The following is a 22,888-nucleotide window of genomic DNA, read 5'->3' as shown; positions in this document are numbered from 1 at the left end:
TCCTTTCCGGGTGCCGAGCCGGGGCTCAGCGGGTGGTGTAGTTCGGCGCTTCGACGGTCATGGTGATGTCGTGCGGGTGGCTCTCCTTGAGCCCCGCCGCCGTGATCCGGATCAGCTGCGCCTGCTTGAGCTCCGGGATCGTGCGCGAGCCGGTGAAGCCCATGCCCGCGCGCAGCCCGCCGACCAGCTGGAAGATGACCTGCGAGAGCGGGCCGCGGTAGGGCACCCGGCCCTCGATGCCCTCGGGCACCAGCTTGTCGTCGGAGAGCACGTCGTCCTGGGCGTAGCGGTCCTTGGAGTAGGACTTGGCCTCGCCGCGCGAGCGCATCGCGCCGAGCGAGCCCATGCCGCGGTAGCTCTTGAACTGCTTGCCGTTGACCAGGATCAGCTCGCCGGGGGCCTCCGCGGTCCCCGCCAGCAGGCTGCCCAGCATGACCGCGTCCGCGCCCGCCGCGATGGCCTTGGCGATGTCGCCGGAGTACTGGATGCCGCCGTCGCCGATCACCGGGATGCCCGCCGGGCCCGCGGCCAGCGACGCCTCGTAGATGGCGGTGATCTGCGGCACGCCGACGCCCGCGACCACCCGGGTGGTGCAGATCGAGCCGGGGCCGACGCCGACCTTCACGCCGTCCGCGCCCGCCTCGACCATGGCCTGCGCGCCCGCGCGGGTGGCCACGTTGCCGCCGACGACGTCGACCGCGTCGCCGAGCTCCTTCTTCAGCCGGGCGACGATGTCGAGCACCGCGCGCGAGTGGCCGTGCGCGGTGTCCACCATCAGCACGTCCACACCGGCGTCGAACAGCGTCATCGCGCGCTTGTAGCCGTCGTCGCCGACGCCGACCGCGGCGCCGCAGATGAGCCTGCCGTCCGGGTCCTTGGTGGCGTTCGGGTACTGCTCGGTCTTGACGAAGTCCTTGACCGTGATCAGGCCGCGCAGCTTCCCGTCGCCGTCGACGATCGGCAGCTTCTCCACCTTGTGCCTGCGCAGCAGGCCGAGCGCGGCCTCGGCGGACACCCCGACCTGGGCGGTGACCAGCGGGCCCTTGGTCATGACCTCGGAGACCAGCCGGGTGTGGTCGACCTCGAAGCGCATGTCCCGGTTGGTGATGATGCCCACGAGGGTGCCCTGCGCGTCGGTGACCGGCAGACCGGAGATCCGGTAGCGCGCGCACATCGCGTCGACCTCGGCGAGGGTGTCGCCCGGGGAGCAGGTGACGGGGTCGGTGACCATGCCCGCCTCGGACCGCTTCACCGTCTCCGCCTGCCGCGCCTGGTCCTCGATGGAGAGGTTGCGCTGCAGGATGCCGATGCCGCCCTGGCGGGCCATCGCGATGGCCATCCGGCCCTCGGTGACGGTGTCCATCGCGGCCGACGCGACCGGGATGCGCAGCGTCACATTGCGCGAGATCCGGGTTCCCGTGTCGACAGTGCTGGGGATCACATCCGATTGCGCCGGTTGCAGCAGCACGTCGTCGAACGTGAGCCCGAGGGTGGCGAACTTGGTCGGGACCCCGTCAGCGTTGAGCTCGCTGGTCATGGTGGGTGGCGGACCTTCCTGCCTGCTGGCGGTCCCGGTGGCCGTGCCGGGGGTGCTGGGGTGGCCTGCTACCGAGCCGAGAGCCCGCGCGGGTGAGCGGGTGACCCGGTTCCGACATGGTATCCGGGCAGTCCCCCGGCATCGCCCGGTACCGTGCGTGGTCGTGCCGCATGACGCAGTTCCCCCCAACCCGTTCTCCGGAGGCCCCAGGGACGACCGGCCCGCCGGGGACCCCCGCCGCGGGGCGCTGCCGCCCGACCCGTTCGCCGACGACCCCGACGACCCCGCCCGGGTGCTCGACGAGCCCGACGACGAGGCAGGCCCACCGATGAGCGACGAAGAACGCGAAGAGCTGCTGGCCGACCTGTCCGACCTCGCCGTGTACCAGGCGCTGCTGGAGCCGCGCGGGGTCCGGGGGATCGTGGTGGACTGCGGCGAGTGCCAGGAGCCGCACTACCACGACTGGGCGCTGCTCGCGGCGAGCCTGGAGCAGCTGCTCAACGACGGCCGGATGCGGCCGCACGAGCCCGCCTTCGACCCGGACCCGGTGTCCTACGTGAGCTGGGAGTACTGCCGCGGCTACGCGGACGGCGTCACGGCCAGCGAGAACGCGCTCTAGGCACCGAAGACCACACGACGAAGGCCGCCCCCGGGTACTGCTCCGGGGGCGGCCTTCGTCGTCGTTGTCGCGCCGGTCAGGGGGTGGTGCTCGTCGTGCCGTTCGCGCCGGGCGCCGAGAACGACTGGCCCTGGCTGTTGCCGCCTTCCGCCGGGGCGACGCCGTTGCCCGTGCCACTGGTCGGCTCGTTCATCCGGGGCGACTCGGTCTGCGGCTGGGTCTGCGTCGTCGTGGTCGGCGGCGGTTCCGTGGTCGACGGCGGCGTGACCGGATCGGTCGTCGTCGGCGGGGTGCTCGGCTGCTGCTGCGACGTCGGCGCGGGCTGCTGCTGGCTGTTCGACGACGTCGACGGCGGCGGGTTGAGCTGCTGGGTCGGCGTCGGCGACGCGGTGCTCGGCGTGGCCGACGGCGGTACCTGCACGCCGTTGGCGGGCACACCCGGGAGCTGCGACAGCAGGTCGGCGTGGGTGGCGGCGAGTTCGGCCTGGCCGTCCTCGCTGGCGATGACCGGCAGGCCCTTCTGGGCGTCTTCGAGCTTGGACTTGGCCTCGGCGACCTTGCCCTCGGCGAGGGCGGTCTGGGCGATGTCCAGGTCCTGGCGGACCGACGCCGCCGCCTCGACGGAGCGGGCGTGGTCGGCGTAGAGGACCTTGGTCAGGCTCCACAGCGTGTCGCCCGGCTGGGCGTCGCGCGCGGCCAGGCCCGCGCCGGTGAAGGCGATGGCCAGCACCGCGGCGGCAGCGGCGAACGGCACCAGGAGCCTTGGTCTGCGGCGTCGTCTGGCCTTCGCGGCGAACACCGTGGCCACGGCCAGCTGGGAGTCGACGATCTCGCCGATCGGGGCCGAGTCGACCTCGTCGCGCCACGAGCTGAGCAGGGCCGCCAGCTCGTCGTCGCGGAAGTCGGGGGGCAGGTCGGGGATTTCCGCGCCGAGGTCGCCGAGGTCATCGAGGTCGTCGTGCATACCGCGGTCGCCGCGGACCGCGGCGCCCAGCAGGTCGAGGAACGCGTCGTCGGCGGCGACCCGGGAGATGTCCACCGCGTCGTCGGCGTCCTCGAGGTCGGCCAGCTCGGCGGGCTCCGGGTCGAGCCGCAGCCCGGACCCGAACACGACCGGGGTCACGTTGGACAGCCCGGGAGATGGGTCCGCGCCCGGCTCCCCGGGCACCGAGGGCGTCGTCACCTCGTCCGCACCGCGCTCATCGCTACCGCTCTGGTCGGGCACTTCAGGCCACCTCCTCCGCCGACAAAGTCTTCCGCAACCGGGCAAGTGCCCGGTGTTGGGCCACCCGAACCGCTCCGGGAGTGGATCCGACCGCCTCCGCCGTCTCCTCCGCCGACAGACCCACCACTACCCGCAGGACGACGATCTCACGCTGCTTGTCCGGCAGGACCGACAACAACTCGCTCATCCGCCGGGACAACTCGCCCTGCATGGCGCGCTGCTCGGGCCCGGCCTCGGTCTCCGGCTCGTCCGGGACATCGGCGACGGGCTCGGAGCGGTTACGGGCGGAGGCGCGGTGCGCGTCGGCGACCTTGTGCGCGGCGATGCCGTAGACGAAGGCCAGGAACGGGCGGCCTTGGTCGCGGTAGCCGGGCAGCGCCGTCAACACCGCGAGACACACCTCCTGCGCCACGTCGTCCGCGGACGCGAACGACCGTTCCTGCCTGCCGACACGGGCGCGGCAGTACCGCACCACCAGGGGGCGAACCGACGCCAGCACCCGCTCGACCGCTCGAGGGTCACCCTCGACGGCAGCGCTCACCGACGCGTCCAGTCCGTCCCCCAATGTGGTCATCGCAGAATGCAGCCCTGGTGTTACGAATGCGGTCAACTGAAGGACACCGAACCGAGGCCGAAGCCGGGCTCGCGGTCCACCGTACCGCCCTGGCCGGGCACCGCCGCGACACGCTCGTGCCGCTCGGGCCCACCCCGGGCTGGCGTGGCACGCGACACAGTAGCGGGCACCCGGGCGCGCGCACGAGTGTCCGCGGACCCGGCCCGCTGGTCGGGAGGGGCCGGGTGGTGGTGGCGGGTCGGTCCAAGCGGCGTCGACACGACAAGCCGTGCGTGCCCGTTCCGCCCCGGGCACGCACGGCTCGCCGCCGACGCCGTTGGACCTAAGAGACCAGGCCGCGCCGGAACCCATGGGCCACCGCCTGGGCGCGGTCCCGCACCCCGAGCTTGCGGAACAACCGCCGCGCGTGGGTCTTGACGGTGTCCTCCGACAGGTAGAGCTCGCGGCCGATCTGGCCGTTGCTCTTGCCCTGGCTCATGCCGCGCAGCACCTGCAGCTCGCGGTCGGTGAGCTGGACGCCCGGGTCGGAGGGCTGGCGGGGCGCGGGCACCGAGGTGCTGGCCAGGGTGTGCGCGAGCGCGGCGACCAGCTCGGGGCGCGAGGCGTCCCAGCGCAGGTAGCCGCGGGCGCCGCCCGCGATGGCGGCGGCGATGCTGCCCGCGTCGTCGGGTGCGCCGAAGACGATGACATTGGCCTGGGGGTTGGCCGAGACGAGCCGCCGCGTGGCTTCGACCCCGGTGGGCACCGCGCGCTGCGTGCCGACGAGGACGACGTCGACCGGCTGCCGGGAGAACCGGGCGAGCAGCTCGTCACCGTGCGCTACGCAGTCGATGCGACTGACCCCTGGCACAGCAGACATGACACGGGTCAAGCCCTCCCGCACGCTGCGGCGGTCGTCGCAGATCAAGACCGTCGTCACGGGGACTCCTTCCTGCAGCCGAGTGACGTTCCAATTCCCCTATCGGACGCTGGAGCCCCAACCTTGACACGATTCGGTGGTAAATCTGTCAACCAATCAACCGGAAGACCGGACCGCCGATGTCACCTGTTCGGACCAAGGCCAAAACCCGAGGTCGGGAGCCACGGCGACGCGAGGGCGAGCGCGCGGCCCGCCGGGTCGGAGTGTCGTAACACACAGTGCAGGACCCGCTCCGCTCGCGAGCGGTGCTCGGCGGCGACCCCGGGCGCCAGATCGGCGAGCACGAGCGCGCCCGCCCACCGCAGCGGCAGCAGTCCGTGCTCGACCGACTCGCGCAGGCACCCGGTGATCAACCGGTGCGCCGCGGCGGGGTCGCCGGTGGCCGCGCGGACCGCGCCGAGCACGAGCGCCGACTTGGCCCGGTGGCGCACCGACCCGCACCCCTCGGCGGCCTCGGCGGCGGCCTCGGCGGGGTCGACCGCGGCGGCCGGGTCGCCCGCGGCCAAGGCGATCTCGGCGGCCACCCAGCCGCGCCGGATCCGCGCCCGCCAGCCCGCGTCGACCCAGGCGGACTCGATTCCGAACAGCCTGCGCGCCTCTCCCGGCCTGCCCAGGCCGACGGCGTCCGCGGCCAAGCCGAGCAGCACGTCCGAGCGGGCGGCGGCGAGGTCGGCACCTTCCTCCCCCAGCGCGCCGCGGTGGTCGAGGGGCCCCGCGCCACCGGTCAGCGCGCCCGCCTCGGCCAACGCGCGCAGGCCCGCGCCGTCGAGGCGGCGGGCGGCGGCGTGGCCGCCCAGCTGCCTGCGGTGCGAGGCCAGGGTCGAGGCGGCGAGCGCGACGGTCGCGGGGTCGGCGCGCAGCGCCCCGGAGATCACCGGTTCGAGGAGCGCGGTGGCCGCCGCGTAGCGACCTTGACCACCCAGAGCGACCGCCGCCAGCCACCGCCCGGCCGGGTCAGAGCCGTTCGGGCCAGGGGATTCGCCCGGTTGGGCGCCGAACGCGGCGGCCCACCGGGTTGCACGATCGTGGTCACTCATCTGGTCCATCTTCTCGCTTGGGCCTCTCCGCTGAGTGGCCAAAGGCCTAGGTCGAACGCCCCGGGACGACACCCGGAGGAAGCCCGCGCGGTGCACCACCGGGGCAACCGGACCCGCGGCCGAGCGGTTTGCGCGGTGCCGACCAGGGGCGCGACCGGGCCGCCGCGCGCTTGGTCACGAATCGGACTCACCAGATGTACGCAGCGCGTACCGCGCCGCCGCGACAGGTGACACCCCGTCGGGCAAAGGCCGCCGCACCGCCTCCCGACCGACCTCGACCGCCGGACGCGGGCGCCCACCCGTTCAAGCGGGCGTCTGCCGCCCCACGTGCGCGAAACCGCCGAGACTACATCGGGCCCGCGCGCCACTCCGAACACCCTCGGTATCGGTTTCGCGGACGCGGGCGAGTCGCCACGAGGACCACCCTGGGTGGCTCCTACCGGGCTTCGACGTGGGGATTCGGCGGCCGGATGGCGATTTTCGGGTGACCCCCGGCACGGCCGCACCGGGGTCGCCGGCCACGCTGTGTCGACCGGGTGATGCCGATCGGCTGAATCGTGTATCCGATGAGTCGATCACCCTTGAACAAAGTATTGGCGCGGTTCTAGCGTGTAAATCGCTGCACCGAATGGAGTAACGCGCTCCGCCGGTTCCACGCCAGTCCACTCGCTCCACCTCGCTCAGGAGGCTGCCACCATGGCGGACACTCGCAGGCTGCCCGGTCCGAACGCCGACGTGTGGGACTGGCAGCTTGAGGGCTCGTGCAGAGGCATGGACAGCGCGTTCTTCTTCCACCCCGACGGCGAGCGCGGCCCGGCCAGGGCCCGCCGGGAGGCCAAGGCCAAGGCGATCTGCCAGGCCTGCCCCGTGCTGTCGCTGTGCCGCACCCACGCGCTGGCCGTGCACGAGCCGTACGGCATCTGGGGCGGCCTCTCCGAGTCCGAGCGCGAGGCGATCATCAAAACCGAGAAGCGCACGCTCGCAGTAGCGAAGTGACGTTTCACGCACGGGACACCCATGCTCACGGAGAGCGTGAGCCGGTGCGTTCCACTATTGAATCCGGGGGGCGACCCCCAGATCCCCACGGCCTCAGCCGAGGTGTGCCCGCGGAACGCGCGGGCCCAGTCGGCCGTCATTCACACTGGGGGGCGACCCCCCAGACCCCCACGGTGCGGCGAGTTCCTGAACCAGCTTGGCGGTGCGGGGGTTTCTGAACCAGTTTGATCGAGTTTGGACGAACGTGAAGGGCCCGGTCCGAGGTGGACCGGGCCCTTCGCGTGTGGTGCGGGGGTGGTGCTTGGTCAGTGGCCGTGACCGTGGCCGTGGCCGTGGCCACCGGCGGCGGGCTCCTCGGCCTTCTTCTCCACGACCGCGCTCTCGGTGGTGAGCACCATGCGGGCGATGGAGGCGGCGTTGGCGACCGCGGAGCGGGTGACCTTGACCGGGTCGACGACGCCGTCGGCGAGCAGGTCGCCGTAGGTGAGCTTGGCGGCGTTGAAGCCCTGGCCCCAGGGCAGCTCGCGGACGTTGTTCACCACGACCGCGCCCTCCTGGCCGCCGTTCGCGGCGATCCAGAACAGCGGCGCGGACAGCGCCTCGCGGACGATGGTGACGCCGGTCGCCTCGTCGCCGGTGAGGCCGAGGCCGCCCTCGAGGTCCTTGCTGACCTGGACCAACGCGGAGCCGCCGCCGGGCACGATGCCCTCCTCGACGGCCGCCTTGGTGGCCGCCACGGCGTCCTCGATGCGGTGCTTGCGCTCGGACAGCTCGGTCTCGGTGGCCGCGCCGACCTTGATCACGGCGACGCCGCCCGAGAGCTTCGCCAGCCGCTCCTGCAGCTTCTCGCGGTCCCAGTCGGAGTCGGTGGCCTCGATCTCCTTGCGCAGCTGCTCACCGCGCGCGGCGATCGCGTCCTTGGCGCCCCCGCCGTCGACGATCGTGGTGTCGTCCTTGGTCACCACGATGCGGCGGGCGGTGCCCAGCGACTCGAGGGTGGCCTCGGAGAGCTTGGTGCCGACCTCGGCGGAGATGACCTCGCCGCCGGTGACCACGGCGAGGTCGTCGAGGAACGCCTTGCGGCGGTCGCCGAAGAACGGCGCCTTGACGGCCACGGCCTTGATCGTCTTGCGCAGGGCGTTGACCACCAGGGTGGACAGCGCCTCGCCCTCGACGTCCTCGGCGATGATGAGCACGGACCGGCCGCTCTCCACGACCTTCTCCAGCACGGGGAGCAGGTCGGCCAGCGCCGAGATCTTCTCGCGGTGCAGCAGGATGTAGGCGTCCTCCAGGACGGCCTCCTGCGCCTCGAGGTCGGTGGCGAAGTGCGCGGAGACGTAGCCCTTGTCGAACTGCACGCCCTCGGTGATGACGAGCTCGGTGGCCAGCGTGGAGGACTCCTCCACGGTGATCACGCCGTCCTCGCCGACCTTCTCGATGGCCTCGCCGAGCAGCGCGCCGATCGAGGCGTCGCGGGAGGCGACGGTGCCGACCTGGGCGATGTTGTCGCGGCCCTTGACCGGGGTGGCCTTGGCCTTGAGGGACGCCACGACCGCGTCGGCGGCGGCCTGGATGCCCTTGCCGATGGCGGTGGGGTTGGCGCCCGCGGCGACGTTGCGCAGGCCGACCCGGACCAGGGCCTGGGCCAGCACGGTCGCGGTGGTGGTGCCGTCGCCCGCGACGTCGTTGGTCTTGGTGGCGACGTTCTTGGCGAGCTGGGCGCCGAGGTTCTCGAAGGCGTCCTCGAGCTCGATCTCGCGGGCGATGGTCACGCCGTCGTTGGTGACGGTGGGGCCGCCGAACTTCTTGGCGAGCACGACGTGCCGCCCGCGCGGGCCGAGGGTGACCTTGACCGCGTCGGCGAGCTTGTTCACACCGCGCTCGAGTGCCCGACGAGCGTCCTCGTCGAAGCTGATCTGCTTGGGCATTGCCTACCTCTCCATTGATCGCAAAACGCCCCGGGTGCCCCGCAGGGGGCCCGGGGCGCTCAGCTTGTCGGCCGATCCGTCCTAGTTGATGACGGCCAGCACGTCGCGGGCGGACAGGAGGAGGTACTCCTCGCCGTTGTGCTTGATCTCGGTGCCGCCGTACTTGGAGTAGATGACGACGTCACCGACCGCCACGTCCACCGGGACGCGGTTGCCCTTGTCGTCGATCCGACCCGGTCCAACGGCCAGGACCTTGCCCTCCTGGGGCTTCTCCTTGGCGGTGTCCGGGATGACCAGGCCGGAAGCCGTGGTCGCCTCGGCCTCGCTGGCCTGGACGAGGATCTTGTCTTCGAGCGGCTTGATGTTCACGCTCACCGCGTGACCTCCACGGGTCGTCGAAAGCGTTGGCAGGTACAGGGCGCGGGTGGGAACCCGCGCCGACGGCTCCTGCCACCCCGCCGTCGCGGGGGTCGGGGCGGTACTGGCGCCGTGCAACTGGCACTCTACCCAGGCGACTGCTAAGCCTGCAACGACCCCTCGGTGTGACGTGGGATCCTGGCCTGACCAGCCCCGACCGTGGTAGAGGTTCGGGGGTGATCAGGAAGGCGGTCCGGGCGGACTACCCCCGGATGCGGGAGATCGAGGTCATCGCGGGCGCGGCGTTCGCCGACGTGGGCCTACCGGAGATCGCGGAGGACGACGGGTTCTCCGACGAGGAGTTCGACGAGCTCCTCGACGACGGCGTCGGGTGGGTGCTCGAGCAGGACCGGGTGGACGCGTACCTGCTGGGCGGCGAGGTCGGCGGGTGCGGGCACATCGCCCAGGTCACCGTGGACCCGGCGTACCGCGGGCGGGGCCTGGGCCGGGAGCTGGTGGACCACTTCGAGCGGTGGGCGCGCGCGGCGGGCCTGGCGGCGCTGACCCTGACGACGTTCCGGGACGTGCCGTGGAACCGGCCCTACTACGAGCGCATCGGCTTCCGGGTGATCCAGCCGACACCGGAGTTGCGGGAGCTGGTCGCACTGGAGGCCGAGGAGGGGCTGGACCCGGAGCTGCGGGTCTGCATGCGCCGAGACTTCAGCTGAGTACGTCTGTGCCATGGCCTCGGCTCCGATCGCCTTTGAGCCGATCTCGTCCCTCCCGGTTCAGTCCAGAGACCGGCGCGATCTCGCGAGGGCGTCTACAGCCGCACGGCGGCCCAGGTGCACGGCTCGGCGCAGCAGGATCGTGTCGCGGGTCAGGCGCGGGACGTCCGGGGCGGTGACCGGTGGGCGGATCTCGAGGATGTTCGGGTGCGCGGCGAGGTCGGCGTCGTCGGCGAGTTGGCGGGCGTGCCGGTCGGTCCACGCGGCGAGCGCGCCGGGGGCGGCCTTGCGCAGGTAGCGGGAGACGACCGCGGTCTCCAGCCGGGACGGCGGCTCGGCGGTCCAGCCGACCGCGCGGGTGCGCAGGACCAGGACGTCGGTGGCGCCGTCGGCGGTGGCGGTGCGGAACGGGATGGCCTCGGCGAGCCCGGCGTCGACCCAGGTGCGGCCCGCGAGGGTGACGGGCCGCCCGGAGAGCAGCGGCAGGCCGGTGGAGGCGCGCAGGGCGAGCTGCAGGGTGCGCTGGTCGGTGATCAGCGGGCGGAGGTCGACGGCGGCACCGGTGGCCGCGTCGGTCGCCATCGGGTGGAAGGTCGTGGGGTTGGCCAGGATGCCCGCGAAGTTCATCGGGATGGCCGGGTAGATGACCTGCACGAGGTGCTCGGTGTCGACGACCCGGCGCAGCCGCCACGGGTTGGTGACCCGGCGCATGATCGCGGGGTCGGACCAGCCGGTGGTGCCGAGCTGGGCCTGGCCGCCGAGCATCCAGGCGGCGTTGAGCGCGCCCGCGGAGGCCCCGTAGACGGCGTCGAAGCAGTCGACCAGGCCGAGGTCGTCCAGGCCGGCGACCATGCCGCCGGAGAAGGCGCCCCGGCTGCCGCCGCCCTCGATCACCAGGGCGAGGCGCCTGCCGTCGGCTCGGGTGTTCGCGGCGCGGCGGGCGTGGAGCAGGGCGGCGACGGGGTGCACGGTGGCGACGTTAGTCCGGTCGAGGGACGGGTCAGCGGGTGGTCGCCGACCGCTCACCAAGCGCTCACCCCGAATCCGATCGCGGGAAACCGCCACCCTGCCAAGGTGGCCTGCCGGTATCACCCATCCGGGAGGTCTCCCACCACATGAACGCTTCCACGAACCGCCGTTCCGTGCTGCTCGGCGGCGCGGCCGCCATCGGCCTGTCCACGGTCGCGCTCGGCCTGCCCGCGGGTGCGGCGCCCGGCCGCGGGCTCACCGACCCCTTCACCCTCGGCGTCGCCTCCGGTGACCCGTCCGCCGACGGCGTCGTGCTGTGGACCCGGCTGGCCCAGGACCCGCTGGCCCTCGACGGGCTCGGCGGCATGCCCGACCGGCCGGTGCCGGTGTCCTGGCAAGTCGCGACCGACGAGCGCTTCCGGCACGTGGTCCGCGCGGGGGTGGAGGTCGCCCGCCCCGAGTCCGGGCACAGCGTGCACGTCGAGCTGTCGGGCCTGCGCCCCGGCGCGGAGTACTTCTACCGCTTCCGCGCGCAGGGCCACCTGTCCGAGGTCGGCCGCACCCGCACCGCCCCGGCCCCGCACGTGCTCAGCGGCGCGCTGACCATGTGCTTCGCCTCCTGCTCCCACTACGGCGAGGGTTTCTTCACCGCGTACCGCCGCCTCGCCGAAGACCACCCGGACCTGGTGCTGCACCTGGGCGACTACCAGTACGAGTACGCGGGCAAGGCGGCGGACGTGCGCGCGGTCGTCGGCCCCGAGACCCGCACCCTGGCCGACTACCGGCTGCGGCACGCGCAGTACAAGTCGGACCCGGACCTCCAACTGGCGCACCAGGTCGCGCCGTGGCTGGTCGTGTTCGACGACCACGAGGTGGAGAACAACTGGGCCGACGACGTCCCCGAGGCCCCGGATCCCGCATTCCCGGCCCGGCGCGCGGCGGCGTTCCAGGCGTACTACGAGAACATGCCCCTGCGCCGCACAGCCCGCCCGCGCGGCCAGGACATGCAGCTGTTCCGCCGCGTCCGCTGGGGCGCCCTCGCCACCTTCCACATGCTCGACACCCGCCAGTACCGCGACGACCAGGCCTGCGGCGACGGCACGAAGGTCGACTGCGCGGACCGCCTCGACGCCGCCCGGACCATCACCGGCACGGCCCAGGAGAAGTGGCTGCTGGACGGTCTGCGTTCCTCGCGGTCGAGGTGGGACGTGTTGGGGCAGCAGGTGTTCTTCGCCCAGCGCGACCTGACGGTGGGTGAGAAGCAGGGGTTCAGCATGGACTCGTGGGACGGGTACAAGGCGAGCCGGGACAAGGTCGCCGCCGGGCTGGGCACGACCCGCAACGGGGTCGTGCTGACCGGTGACGTGCACCGGCACTGGGCGGGGGAGGTCAAGGAGAGCTGGGACCGCCCGGACTCCCGCAACGTCGGGGTGGAACTGGTCACCACCTCGATCACCTCCACCGGCGACGGCGGCGAGGACACCAACGCGGCGGTGCTGGCGGAGAACCCGCACCTGAAGTTCTACAAGAACCGGCGGGGGTACGTCCGGACGCGCTTCACGGCCAGGGAACTGCGCGCGGACTTCCGCACGCTGCCCCACGTCCGCACCGCGGGCGCCGAGGCCACGACGGCGGCGAGCTTCGTCGTGGAGGACCGCGGCCACACCCTGAACCGGGCCTGACCGACCCGGGTGGGCGCGGAACCTCGACCGCGCCCACCCGGGCGCACGAACCCGTCCCGGGCGCGACCGCCAAGCCGCAGCACGCACCGGACGGCACTGACCCTGCCCCCACAACGAGGCTGGCCACGCTCGACCAGCTCCATCCCACCCAAGCGGCTCCAGCCCACACAACCGCAGCACCCCGACAACCCGTTCCACGCGTCAGGCCGACCCCCTGCCCGCCGCCCAAGCCGCACGCGCTCACCTGGCACGACCATCCCGGCAACCCGTTCCACGCGTCAGGCCGACCCCCTGCCCGCCGCCCACACCGCACCCGCCCACCCGACGCACCAACCCGATAACCGGTCCCACCCCGCCAAGCCGAACCCGCCACCCGACGACGTGTATCAACCCGACCCCCACCCAATCCATCGCGCCCCACCTTCTGCTCGATGAGTGTGGATTGTCTTTGTGTGGGGGGGACGAGCCTGCCAAGCTCTCCCGCGGGTGGGTTGGGCTTGCCCATCCCCACCGCTCTTCCCCACCGCAGGCTCGTAGGGGCCCCGCGCAAAGACAATTCACCCCATCGAGCAACGCTCGAAAACTCGCGCCAGGACCACGAGAGAACCCAACCACGCTGGGTCAAAACGTCCACGCGATCACAAGAACGCGACCACGCTAGGTCAGAACCTCCACACGATCACAAGAACCCAACCACGCCGGGACGAAACACCCCGCGCCCAAGCCCCCACCCCACCAGCCAAAACAGACACAGCCAGCAAGATCAACCCACGCCTCCGGCCCCCGGTAACCATTCTACCGACGCACACCGACACCCAGCGCCAAAGACGATCAAGCCTGTGGACAACCCGCCCACACCTGTGGAAACCGCTAGGGCACCTTCAACGCCCGCTTGGTGACCTTGCCCATCTCGTTGCGCGGCAACGATTCCAGGAAGTGCACGACCCGAGGTCGCTTGTGCGGGGCCAACAGCCGCGCAACGTGGTCAGCCAAGTCCGAGGCCGCAGGTGGTTCCCCCTCAGCAACGACCCACGCCACGATCCGCTCGCCCAGGTCCTCGTCCGGCTCACCGGTAACCGCGACCTCCGCCACCCCCGGGTGCTCCATCAGCGCGTTCTCGATCTCCCCCGCCCCGATCTTGTACCCGCCGCTCTTGATGAGGTCGGTGGCTCGTCGGCCGACGATGCGCAGGTAGCCGTCCGGGTCGCGGATGGCCATGTCGCCGGTGCGGAACCAGCCGTCGCGGAGGGCGGCGGTGGTGGCGTCCGGGCGGTTGAGGTAGCCGAGGAAGAGGTTGGGGCCGTGGACCTCGATCTCGCCGATCTCGCCGTCGACCACCGAAGCGCCGGTTTCGTCCACGACGCGGACCTCGACACCGTCGATCGGCGGCCCGACCGTGCCCGCCCTGCGGTCCCCCGACGCCCGGACCCCGCAGTTCATCAAGGTCTCGGTCATCCCGTACCGCTCCACGACCCGCTGCCCCGTGGCCGCCGTGATGCGTTCGTGGTCGGTCGCGGGCAGCGCCGCCGAGCCGGACACCAGCAGCCGCGCGCGCCCGACCACCGCGGCCAGCGACGGCGACGCCTCGCAGTCCGCCGCGAGCCGGTGGTACATCGTCGGCACGCCGAACACCACCGTGGCGCCCGCCGCCAGCGCCTCGCCCAGCGAAGCCGACGAGAAGCGGCCCAGGTGCCAGACCGCGCCGCCGAGCCGCAGCGGGCCGAGCACGCCCAGGATCAGGCCGTGCACGTGGAACAGGGGCAGGCCGTGCACCACCTTGTCGGCCGCGGTCCACTCCCACGCCGCGGCCAGGGCGTCCAGGTTGGACGTGATCGCGCGGCGGGGCATCAGCACGCCCTTGGGCGGGCCGGTGGTCCCCGAGGTGTAGACGATGAACGCGGGCGACTCCGGGTCCGGCTCGGCGGGCAGGTCACCCGAGCCGCGCGCCGCCGGGTCGACGTGCAGCCGGGGCAGGTGGGCCAGCGCGGGGGGCAGGTCGGCGTCCGGTTCGGCCAGCACCAGCTCCGGTGCGCTGTCGCCGAGGATGTGGGCCAGCTCGCGCTCCCCCACCTTCGGGTTCAGCGGCACCACGGGCACCCCGGCGGCCAGCGCGCCGACGACGGCGAGGCACGTGTGCGGGGTCGGGGTGGCCCAGACCGCGACCCGGGTGCGGCCCGCGAGCGCGGCGGCCGTGGCGCGCGCGGATCCGGCCAGGTCGGCGTGGGTGATGACGAGGTCGCCGAAGCGGACGGCCTCGGCGGAGGTGGGGTTCACCAGCGTCGGCAGCAGCACCGCACCGAGACTAGTGAACTCGGTCGCACCCGGTAGTCCGGTGTTACAGCGGGCACACTGGTCGCGATAGGCAGACCAGGGAGAGCCCTGGCGGTGGGGAGCGTCGTGCAATTTCGCAAGCTGTTCGCGCTGTTGGCGCGCCGGTGGCTGGTCATCGTGCCGCTGCTGGTGCTCACCCTGGGCGGCGCCGGGTACGCGTACGCGACCACCCCGCTGAGCTACCAGTGGACGGGCTCGGTCGTCATGCTCGCGCCCAAGGACGGCCGCATCGTGCGCCCGGCGAGCCAGCGGGAGCAGACCAACTCGCTGCTGGCGTTCGCGCCGACGCTCTCCACCATCACGATCATGCTCATCGAGGAGACCGCGGTCTCGGCGGCCAAGCTGGTCACCCAGCCCAAGGACGGCGTGGAGATCAGCCGTGAGGGCCCGTTCATGACGGCCAAGGTCGAGGGCGCCACCGAGGCCAGGGCCAAGGAGCTCGGCCAGAACGCCTTCGACCTGATCCGCGACTCCCTCGACGAGAAGCAGCGCGACCTCGGCGCGCCGCCGAGCACGTGGGTGACGGTCAGCGTGGTCGCCGCGCCTGCGGAGGCGGAGAAGCTGCCCAAGGCGCGCATCGGCAAGGTCGGCGGCGTGATCGCGGGCGGCGGTTTGCTGGCCCTGGTGTGCGCGTTCGCGGTGGAGAGCGTCTCGGTGAACCGGCGCGAGCGGCGCGCGGCGGGCGACGTGTCCCGGACCACTTCGGAGCCCGGCGGCGAGCCCTCGTACTCTTGACGACCGTGCTGGTACTAGCGGTCGACACCGCCACCCCCGCGGTCACCGCCGGAGTCGTCGAGGTAGCCGGTGGCGCGTCGACGCTGCTCGCCGCGCGGGTGACCGTCGACGCCCGCGCGCACGGCGAACTGCTCACCCCGCACCTGCGCGACGCGCTCGCCGAGGCGGGCCGCGCCTTCGCCGACGTGGACGCCCTGGTCTGCGGCATCGGCCCCGGCCCGTTCACCGGGCTGCGCGCGGGCATGGTCACCGCCGCCGCGCTCGGCCACGCCCTGGACCGGCCGGTGCACCCGGTGTGCTCGCTGGACGCCATCGCCGCCGACGTCCCGGGTGAGCCGCTGCTCGTGGTCACCGACGCGCGCCGCCGCGAGGTCTACTGGGCCGCGTACGCCGCCGACGGCAGCCGCCGGACCGAGCCCGCCGTCGCGCCGCCCGCCGAGGTCGCGGCGCGGGTCGCCGAGCTGGGGGTCACCCGGGTGGCGGGCGCGGACCTGTTCGACTTCGGCCTGCCGCGGGTCGGATCCGCGCACCCGAGCCCGCTCGGCCTCGTCGCCGCCGCGGACCTCGGTGCCGAACCCGGCCCGCTGACCCCGCTCTACCTGCGGCGGCCGGACGCGGTCGAGCCTGGTGCGCGCAAGCGGGTGAGCCCGGGATGAGCGAGCCGACGCGGATCGGCGTCCTGGGGCGCGCCGACCTGCGCCGCTGCGCCGAGCTGGAGCGCATCCTGTTCCCGGACGACGACCCGTGGAGCGAGTCGGCGTTCGCGTCCGAGCTGGACTGGGGCCACTACTACGTGGGCGCGTACGCCGGTGAGCTGCTGGTCGGCTACGGCGGGTTGGGCATGGCGGGCAAGCCGGGCGACATGGAGGCCAGCGTGCACAACCTGGGCGTCGACCCGGTGTGGCAGGGCCGCGGCGTGGGCCGCGCGCTGCTGCGGGTGCTGCTGGCCCGCGCCGACGAGCACCTGGCGCAGGTGTTCCTCGAGGTGCGCACCGACAACGCGCCCGCCATCGGGCTCTACGAGGCGCACGGCTTCGCCACCATCGGCCTGCGCCGCCGCTACTACCAGCCCTCCGGCGCCGACGCGTACACCATGGTCCGGCCCGCGCGGGTGGACCGGACAGTGGAGAACACCCCATGACGATCATCCTGGGCATTGAGAGCTCGTGCGACGAGACCGGCGTCGGCATCGTCCGGCTCGGCGCGGACGGCTTGGAGTTGCTGGCCGACGAGGTCGCGTCCAGCGTCGAGCAGCACGTCCGCTTCGGCGGGGTGGTGCCCGAGGTGGCCAGCCGCGCGCACCTGGAGGCCATGGTCCCGACCATGCGGCGCGCGTTCGACACCGCCGGGCTGGCGCTGTCGGACGTGGACGCCATCGCGGTGACCTGCGGGCCGGGGCTGGCGGGGGCGCTGCTGGTGGGGGTGTCGGCGGCCAAGGCGTACGCGACGGCGCTGGACGTGCCGCTGTACGGGGTCAACCACCTGGCCGGGCACGTCGCCGCGGACACCCTGGAGCACGGGCCCCTGCCGTCGCCGGCGCTCGCGCTGCTGGTCTCCGGCGGGCACAGCCAACTGCTGAGGGTCGACGACCTGGCGGGCGGCATCACGGAGATCGGCTCGACCATCGACGACGCGGCGGGCGAGGCGTACGACAAGGTGGCGCGGGTGATCGGGCTGCCGTACCCGGGTGGGCCGCCGATCGACCAGGCGGCGCGGCGCGGGAATCCGTCGGCCATCGCGTTCCCCCGTGGACTCACGGGCCCCCGGGACGCGAAGTACGACTTCTCGTTCTCCGGCCTGAAGACTGCCGTCGCGCGGTGGGTGGAGGCGCGGGAGCGGGATGGCGAAGAGGTGCCGGTGGACGACGTGTCGGCGTCGTTCCAGGAGGCGGTGGCGGACGTCCTGACGGCGAAGGCGGTGCGGGCGGCGACCGACCTGGGCATCGGGACGATGGTCATTTCCGGTGGTGTGGCGGCGAACTCGCGGTTGAAGGAGTTGGCGGCGGAGCGCTGCGCGGCGGCCGGGATCGAGTTGCGGGTGCCGCGGCCGCGGTTGTGCACGGACAACGGCGCGATGATGGCGGCGTTGGGCGCGCACCTGGTGGCGGCCGGGGTCAAGCCGTCCTCTTTGGACCTCTCGGCGGACCCGGCGCTGCCGGTGTCCACTGTGTGGGTGTAGCGGTGCGGGTGTGCCGGTAACACCCGATTGGCGCTCGCGATGAGACGGGCGTGGGTCGACGTGGGCTGATAGTCGTGGTTGTACTGGTGGGTGTGGCCGTTGCCGCTGCCGTGTGGTTCTTCGGCGGTCGAGGGGTTGGGGGAACTCCCTTCGCCAGCCCCACCACTCCTTCGGCGTCGAGCGCGGTGCCGTTGACGGTCGAGCGGGCGCGTGAGTTGACCGCGGACCTGACCAGCGGGTCCGAGGGGCGGGTGCGCGAGGCGATCGCGGTCTCGCCCGACCAGCCGCTGGACGACGGGTTCGTGACCTCGTTGGCGGGGACACCCGTCGAGTTCGACGTGTCGAGCTTCCAGGCCGCGGAAGGTGGGCGGGCCAAGGTTTCGGCGCGGGTGGGTGGCGCGGTGTGGACGGTGTGGTTGGTGGCCGTCGACGGGCAGTGGCTGATCAGTTCGACGGAGGCCGCGCAGTGATCGCCCGGGTACTGGCCGTGTTGTTGTTGACGTTGCTGTGCGCTGTGCCCGCGCAGGCGCAGAAGTTGCCGTCGCAGTGCGAGGGGGCGAGGTCGACCAAGGCGGGCGCGGGGCAGTCGCGGTCCAAGCGGCCGGTGGTGTTCGTGCACGGGTGGAACGGCGACCCCATGGACGACTCGGCGAAGAAGGTGGCCGGGCAGTTGGACGGGCGGGTCAGCGCGTACACGTTCGACTACAGCAGGTGGGCGGCGTACTGGGCCTCGGATTCGCACATCGCGCCGTGCCTCGCGGCCTACCTGGGGCAGGTCTCGTCGGCGTACGAGAAGGCTGGCGGGGACGGGAAGGTCGTCGTCGTCGCGCACTCGATGGGCGGGTTGGCGCTGCGGTACGCGCTGAACACCGAGTTGGCGAAGGTCGTGCCGTACGTCATCACGCTGGGGACGCCGCAGCTCGGGTCACCGTGGGGCGGCGAAGGCGGGCCGTCGCGGCTGATGGAGGTGCTGCGGCACGTGACCGGCAAGGAGTTGCCGCCGATCGACGGGCGCGACGGCGGGAAGTGCTTGGCGGAGCACGAAAAAGGGGCTTCGCTGCCGCGCGGGTGCGGTGACCTGCCGCCGTGGCTGGCGAGTGGGGTGAACCTGACCCAGGTGGCCGGGGACGTGACGGTGAACCGGACGTTCTTCGGGTTCACGGCGTACTCGATCCCGCTGTTCAGCGACGGCGTGGTGCCCGTGCCCTCCGCGCACGGCTACCCCACCTCCGGACCGACCGGCGTGCCGCCGGAGGAAGGCGGCAAGTCCTACTCCCGCACGGACCGCTGCACCGTCGACTTCGGACTGGTCAACGGCGCGGCGCACAGCCTGTCGTTCGCCTCGGCGTCGATGGCCTTCGACTACTTCACGTTGCAGGACCTGCAGGAGAACCGGTTCAGCGCCCCCGTGCAGGCGTACCTCGGTGGTGTCACGATCGTGGCGGCCTGCTCGCACCTGCGGCTGCCGACCGACCAGAGCGCGGTCAACCAGGTGACGGAGATCGTGCAGGGCGCGCTGACCGAACTGGGCAAGTCCACCGGCGCGGCCACCAAGGTGGTGAACGTGGCGGGCGTGGACAAGTCGGGCAACTCGACGAGCGGCTACACCGTCGCGGAGGACCCGGAGGAAGTCGAGGACTGCTACCCGTCACCGGCGGCCGTGGGACCGGACGTCGTCGCCTGCTCCCCGTCGGCCGCGGGCGCACTGGCCTGCTGGGTGGAACCGAACCGCCGCGACCTCCTGTGCGGCGGTTTCCCGTGGAAGAAGCAACTCCGGCGAGCCGTGTCGAAGGAAGCGGTCCCCTCGGTCACACCGTCCCCGAACCCGGCCCCCTGGGGCCTGGAACTGGACGGCGGCGCGAAATGCCTGCTGCGCAACGGCGGCAGCTGGGGCGGACGCGCGGACGGCTATGTCGGCGCTTACTCCTGCGACCAGGGAAACTCGGACTTCGTCCTAACCGGACCCGATGGCGGCGACGTGGTCGACCGCTCAAAGCCGGTGTGGACGGTCCAGATCGGCCAACTCGGCGGCGACGGGGAATCGTTCCCGCCGCCGACCACGAAGGAGGTCAAGGTGGCCTACTTCGCGGCAGCCCCTTGACGCAGGCCGGACCACGACTCGCCGCGACACCGCAACGGCCGAACCCCGCCCCAAACGCCAGCGAGGGGTACCCCGCCATAGGGGAGCCTTGACCTCAACAGGTCATCGCGCCACCATGGTTGATCAGCAGTTCGTTGAGTTTCTCGACGGGTTTGTACCAGTCGAGGGTCTGCCGGGGGCGGCCGTTGAGCTCGCGGGCCACCTCGTCGAGGTCGGCCTGGGAATAAACCGAGAGATCCGTCCCCTTGGGGAAGTACTGCCGAAGAAGGCGGTTGGTGTTCTCGTTCGTTCCGCGTTGCCACGGTGAGCGTGGATCACAGAAATAGACGGGCATCCCGGTCACCGTCGTGAAGGTGGCGTGGTCGGCCATTTCGCTGCCCTGATCCCAGGTCAACGATTTCCGAAGGAACTCGGGCAACGTCATCATCTTCTCAGCCAACAACGCCGCGACACGATCCGCGGACCGATCATGCGGGACCCGGATCAACATCACGAACCGGGTCTGACGCTCAACCAACGTCAGAATCTGCGACTTGCACGCCGACCCCAGAATGAGGTCCCCTTCCCAGAAGCCGGGGACCGCCCGGTCCTCGGCCTCCGCCGGACGCTCGCCGATGTTGACCATACCCACGATCAGGTCGCGCCGCGACCGCTTCGCCGACGACGGCACACGTCTCGCCCGACCCGACCGTTCCATCTTCCGAACTTTCGGCCTGGCCCGCGCCGAGGCCGCCCGCCGCCCCGCCCGCACCGCGCGATAAGCCAACCGGCCACCATTGAGAGCGACCTCACGAGCGACCACCGAATGATGCCGACCCAACACCCTACCGATAAACCGAAACGACCGCCTCGCACGTAACTCGCGCGAGATCGTCTCCCGATCCTCGCAACTCAAAATCACCCGACATGCCACAACAAGATCTCCGATCACTCACCCACGAAGATCATCCCACACCCGGCGCAACGACCCCTTGAGGTCAAGGAGCCCCTGTTTTCGATTCTATTCGGTGGCGGCAGATGGTTGAAGGCACTGGAGGCGGGTTGTGAACAACCTGAGTGCATGTGGACAACCTGCGAACCAATCAGGGTCGCCCGTCGGGTGACGGGCGACCCCGATTCGCCGATCAGGCGCTGGCGAAGGTCCAGCTCTGGTTGGCGCCGCCGTTGCAATCCCACTGGATCACGTCGGCGCCGTTGTCCTGGCTCACACCCTTGACGTCCAGGCACTTGCTGCTGTGTTCGGCCACCAGGTTGTAGCTGCCGTAGCCCGCGTCGTTGAGGTACCACCGCTGGTTGGCGCCGCCGTTGCAATCCCACTGGATCACGTCGGCGCCGTTGTCCAGGCTCACGCCCTCGACGTCCAGGCACTTGCCGCTGTGGCCCGCGACGAGGTTGTAGGCGCCGTCCCCCACCGCGTAGAGGGTCCAGTACTGGTTGGCGCCGCCGTTGCAATCCCACTGGATCACGTCGGCGCCGTTGTCCTGGCTCACACCTTTGACGTCCAGGCACTTGCCGCTGTGGTCGGCGGTGACCCGGTAGCCCACACCGTCGACCGGCGTGTCCAGGGCCTTCGCGGATGCTGGTGACGCCGCCAGCACGACTCCAAGTCCGACCGCTCCGCTGATCACCAAGGCGCGTGTCTTCATGGGATCTCGTCCTCCAGGATCTGGCGTTGTGTCCGGACGGGACTGTCCCGCCCGGACTCACCTTGGCTCACAACGCCAGGCGCCGCCTTCCCCCGAAGGGTCTTTCAGGCTGCACTAAAGGGGGTTTCGGCCGTCCAGCCACCGGTCCAGGACGGCGGGCAGCTCGGACATGCGCTGCACAACCGCGTCGGGCACCACGTCGACGGCGACCTGTTGCGCCAGCGGGATGTCGCTGTGCGGGATGAAGATGGTCCGCATCCCCACCGCCTGCGCGCCGCTGATGTCGTCGTACGGGCGGTCGCCGACGTAGACGCAGTCGGCCGGGTCGTCGACGCCCACCGCCGCCATCGCCGCCTCGAAGGCCACCCGGTGCGGTTTGGTGTAGGCCAGGTCGCTGCTCCACACCAGCCCGTCGAACAAGTCGCCGACGCCGTCGCGGTGCAGGACCTCCTCGTGCCAGGCACCGGGCCACGCCGTGGACGAGAGCACCCCCGTCCGCAGCCCGCGCTCCCGCAGCTCGCCGAGCATCGGCGCCACCTCCGGGTCGGTGCGGGTCGCCGGGTCCCAGTAGGTCCGGAAGGCGGCCAGCGCCGCCTCGTCGGGCGGTGCCCCGGCGGACTCCAGCACCTGGGTCAGGTGGAAGGCCGTGTGGTGGACCCGGACCCGCCCCCAGGCCTCGTCCTCCGCCGCGAGCAACGCCGCGGCCAGCACCCCCGACGCCTCGGCGTCTCCCGGGTGGACGATGTCGGCATAGGCCCGCCACGCGGCCAGGTGATCCATCGTCACCCACGGCGTCAGCGTGCCACCCCAGTCAAAGATCACTGCGCGCATGCCAGGACCCTAGACCCGCACCCCGGCACCGCCGAAGGGGAAATCAGACCCGCGACACCCAGTCGCCGTGCGGTTCGACCGACGCCAGGCGGGAGTCGTCGGCCTCCCGGGCCAGGCGGATGAGCAGGTGGTCGGCGTTGAGCCGGTCCGCCGAGCCCTCGCCCCACTCGACGACGACCACGGACGCGACCAGTTCCGAGTCCAGGTCCAGGTCGTCGAGCTGCTCCAGGTCGCCACCCAGCCGGTACGCGTCGACGTGCACCATCGGGATCCCGCGCGCGCCCGCCTTGTGCTCCCGGGCGATGATGAACGTCGGGCTGCTCACCCGGCCCAGCACCCCGAGCCCCTCGGCGATCCCCTTGGCCAGCACCGTCTTGCCCGCCCCCAGCGGCCCCGCCAGCAGCACCAGGTCCCCGGCCCGCAACCGGGTGCCCAGGGCGCGCCCGTACGCCAGGGTGTCCTCGTGCGTGCGCAGCAGCACGGTCTCAGCCACGG

Annotated in this window: 23 protein-coding genes; 10 read left to right on the top strand and 13 right to left on the bottom strand. The window is 72.0% G+C overall.

The features are described from left to right. Window positions 1–25: 25 nt before the first annotated feature. Complete coding sequence (guaB, locus tag CLV40_RS07160; protein ID WP_104478040.1) at window positions 26–1,537, bottom strand: IMP dehydrogenase; 1,512 nt, start codon at window positions 1,535–1,537, stop codon at window positions 26–28. A 247-nt stretch (window positions 1,538–1,784) separates the two neighbouring features. On the opposite strand from guaB, the gene CLV40_RS07155 reads away from it, so the two are divergent. Further along, a complete protein-coding gene (locus CLV40_RS07155) occupies window positions 1,785–2,156 on the top strand; it encodes a DUF5319 domain-containing protein (protein ID WP_104478312.1) in 372 nt (123 codons plus the stop codon). Between the two features lie 76 nt (window positions 2,157–2,232). On the opposite strand, the gene CLV40_RS07150 is transcribed toward CLV40_RS07155, so the two are convergent. The 4 genes from CLV40_RS07150 to CLV40_RS07135 all read right to left on the bottom strand — a co-directional run bounded on the left by CLV40_RS07150 (window position 2,233) and on the right by CLV40_RS07135 (window position 5,911). After that, a complete protein-coding gene (locus tag CLV40_RS07150; protein ID WP_104478039.1) occupies window positions 2,233–3,381 on the bottom strand; it encodes a hypothetical protein in 1,149 nt (382 codons plus the stop codon). Window position 3,382: 1 nt separating this feature from the next. Continuing rightward, the gene (locus CLV40_RS07145; protein ID WP_104478038.1) at window positions 3,383–3,955 is read right to left on the bottom strand and encodes a sigma-70 family RNA polymerase sigma factor; all 573 of its coding nucleotides are present in this window, start codon (window positions 3,953–3,955) and stop codon (window positions 3,383–3,385) included. A 322-nt stretch (window positions 3,956–4,277) separates the two neighbouring features. Continuing rightward, a complete protein-coding gene (locus CLV40_RS07140) occupies window positions 4,278–4,874 on the bottom strand; it encodes a response regulator transcription factor (RefSeq protein ID WP_018682728.1) in 597 nt (198 codons plus the stop codon). A gap of 122 nt (window positions 4,875–4,996) precedes the next feature. Next, complete coding sequence (locus CLV40_RS07135) at window positions 4,997–5,911, bottom strand: hypothetical protein (RefSeq protein WP_104478311.1); 915 nt, start codon at window positions 5,909–5,911, stop codon at window positions 4,997–4,999. Between the two features lie 696 nt (window positions 5,912–6,607). Between CLV40_RS07135 and CLV40_RS07130 the strand changes: the two genes are divergently transcribed. Then, window positions 6,608–6,907, top strand: a complete 300-nt coding sequence (locus CLV40_RS07130; protein WP_104478037.1) for a WhiB family transcriptional regulator — start codon at window positions 6,608–6,610, stop codon at window positions 6,905–6,907. Between the two features lie 305 nt (window positions 6,908–7,212). Here the strand turns inward: CLV40_RS07130 and groL are convergent, their stop codons facing one another. Both groL and groES read right to left on the bottom strand, forming a co-directional pair. Beyond that, window positions 7,213–8,835 carry a chaperonin GroEL gene (groL, locus tag CLV40_RS07125; protein ID WP_104478036.1) on the bottom strand — a complete coding sequence of 541 codons (1,623 nt, stop codon included), beginning with the start codon at window positions 8,833–8,835 and terminating at the stop codon, window positions 7,213–7,215. Window positions 8,836–8,916: 81 nt separating this feature from the next. Beyond that, complete coding sequence (groES, locus tag CLV40_RS07120; protein ID WP_104478035.1) at window positions 8,917–9,210, bottom strand: co-chaperone GroES; 294 nt, start codon at window positions 9,208–9,210, stop codon at window positions 8,917–8,919. A 218-nt stretch (window positions 9,211–9,428) separates the two neighbouring features. Between groES and CLV40_RS07115 the strand changes: the two genes are divergently transcribed. Further along, window positions 9,429–9,920: a GNAT family N-acetyltransferase gene (locus tag CLV40_RS07115; RefSeq protein ID WP_245931148.1), complete on the top strand. Its 492-nt coding sequence runs from the start codon at window positions 9,429–9,431 to the stop codon at window positions 9,918–9,920. Window positions 9,921–9,980: 60 nt separating this feature from the next. On the opposite strand, the gene CLV40_RS07110 is transcribed toward CLV40_RS07115, so the two are convergent. After that, window positions 9,981–10,889: a patatin-like phospholipase family protein gene (locus CLV40_RS07110; RefSeq protein ID WP_104478034.1), complete on the bottom strand. Its 909-nt coding sequence runs from the start codon at window positions 10,887–10,889 to the stop codon at window positions 9,981–9,983. 146 nt (window positions 10,890–11,035) lie between these two features. Here CLV40_RS07110 and CLV40_RS07105 point away from each other — a divergent pair, with 146 nt between their 5' ends. After that, the gene (locus tag CLV40_RS07105) at window positions 11,036–12,571 is read left to right on the top strand and encodes an alkaline phosphatase D family protein (protein WP_104478033.1); all 1,536 of its coding nucleotides are present in this window, start codon (window positions 11,036–11,038) and stop codon (window positions 12,569–12,571) included. 870 nt (window positions 12,572–13,441) lie between these two features. On the opposite strand, the gene CLV40_RS07100 is transcribed toward CLV40_RS07105, so the two are convergent. Then, window positions 13,442–14,863: an acyl-CoA synthetase gene (locus CLV40_RS07100; RefSeq protein ID WP_104478032.1), complete on the bottom strand. Its 1,422-nt coding sequence runs from the start codon at window positions 14,861–14,863 to the stop codon at window positions 13,442–13,444. A gap of 105 nt (window positions 14,864–14,968) precedes the next feature. Here CLV40_RS07100 and CLV40_RS07095 point away from each other — a divergent pair, with 105 nt between their 5' ends. The 6 genes from CLV40_RS07095 (at window position 14,969) to CLV40_RS07070 (ending at window position 19,916) form a co-directional block, all read left to right on the top strand. Continuing rightward, complete coding sequence (locus CLV40_RS07095) at window positions 14,969–15,637, top strand: hypothetical protein (RefSeq protein WP_104478031.1); 669 nt, start codon at window positions 14,969–14,971, stop codon at window positions 15,635–15,637. 5 nt (window positions 15,638–15,642) lie between these two features. After that, complete coding sequence (tsaB, locus tag CLV40_RS07090; RefSeq protein WP_104478309.1) at window positions 15,643–16,293, top strand: tRNA (adenosine(37)-N6)-threonylcarbamoyltransferase complex dimerization subunit type 1 TsaB; 651 nt, start codon at window positions 15,643–15,645, stop codon at window positions 16,291–16,293. Next, window positions 16,290–16,778, top strand: coding sequence for a ribosomal protein S18-alanine N-acetyltransferase (gene rimI, locus CLV40_RS07085; RefSeq protein WP_104478030.1), 489 nt, complete (start codon window positions 16,290–16,292; stop codon window positions 16,776–16,778). Before tsaB ends, rimI begins: the two co-directional genes overlap by 4 nt. Beyond that, complete coding sequence (gene tsaD, locus CLV40_RS07080; RefSeq protein ID WP_104478029.1) at window positions 16,775–17,815, top strand: tRNA (adenosine(37)-N6)-threonylcarbamoyltransferase complex transferase subunit TsaD; 1,041 nt, start codon at window positions 16,775–16,777, stop codon at window positions 17,813–17,815. Before rimI ends, tsaD begins: the two co-directional genes overlap by 4 nt. A gap of 86 nt (window positions 17,816–17,901) precedes the next feature. Then, a complete protein-coding gene (locus tag CLV40_RS07075; protein WP_146107956.1) occupies window positions 17,902–18,285 on the top strand; it encodes a hypothetical protein in 384 nt (127 codons plus the stop codon). After that, the gene (locus CLV40_RS07070) at window positions 18,282–19,916 is read left to right on the top strand and encodes an esterase/lipase family protein (RefSeq protein WP_104478027.1); all 1,635 of its coding nucleotides are present in this window, start codon (window positions 18,282–18,284) and stop codon (window positions 19,914–19,916) included. The genes CLV40_RS07075 and CLV40_RS07070 overlap by 4 nt, the downstream gene beginning before the upstream one ends. Before the next feature lie 94 nt (window positions 19,917–20,010). On the opposite strand, the gene CLV40_RS07065 is transcribed toward CLV40_RS07070, so the two are convergent. The 4 genes from CLV40_RS07065 to tsaE form a co-directional block, all read right to left on the bottom strand. After that, a complete protein-coding gene (locus CLV40_RS07065; RefSeq protein ID WP_281261649.1) occupies window positions 20,011–20,817 on the bottom strand; it encodes an IS30 family transposase in 807 nt (268 codons plus the stop codon). 223 nt (window positions 20,818–21,040) lie between these two features. After that, on the bottom strand, window positions 21,041–21,562 hold the full coding sequence (locus CLV40_RS07060; RefSeq protein WP_104478025.1) for an RICIN domain-containing protein: 522 nt from the start codon (window positions 21,560–21,562) through the stop codon (window positions 21,041–21,043). A 114-nt stretch (window positions 21,563–21,676) separates the two neighbouring features. Continuing rightward, on the bottom strand, window positions 21,677–22,393 hold the full coding sequence (locus CLV40_RS07055) for an HAD family hydrolase (RefSeq protein WP_104478024.1): 717 nt from the start codon (window positions 22,391–22,393) through the stop codon (window positions 21,677–21,679). Between the two features lie 43 nt (window positions 22,394–22,436). Continuing rightward, window positions 22,437–22,886, bottom strand: coding sequence for a tRNA (adenosine(37)-N6)-threonylcarbamoyltransferase complex ATPase subunit type 1 TsaE (gene tsaE / locus CLV40_RS07050; RefSeq protein ID WP_104478023.1), 450 nt, complete (start codon window positions 22,884–22,886; stop codon window positions 22,437–22,439). Window positions 22,887–22,888 lie beyond the last annotated feature (2 nt).

It is taken from the genome of Actinokineospora auranticolor (assembly GCF_002934265.1).
GTDB lineage: Bacteria > Actinomycetota > Actinomycetes > Mycobacteriales > Pseudonocardiaceae > Actinokineospora > Actinokineospora auranticolor.
Note: the sequence above shows the minus strand (reverse complement) of the source record. Positions and strands in the feature narration are given on the sequence as shown.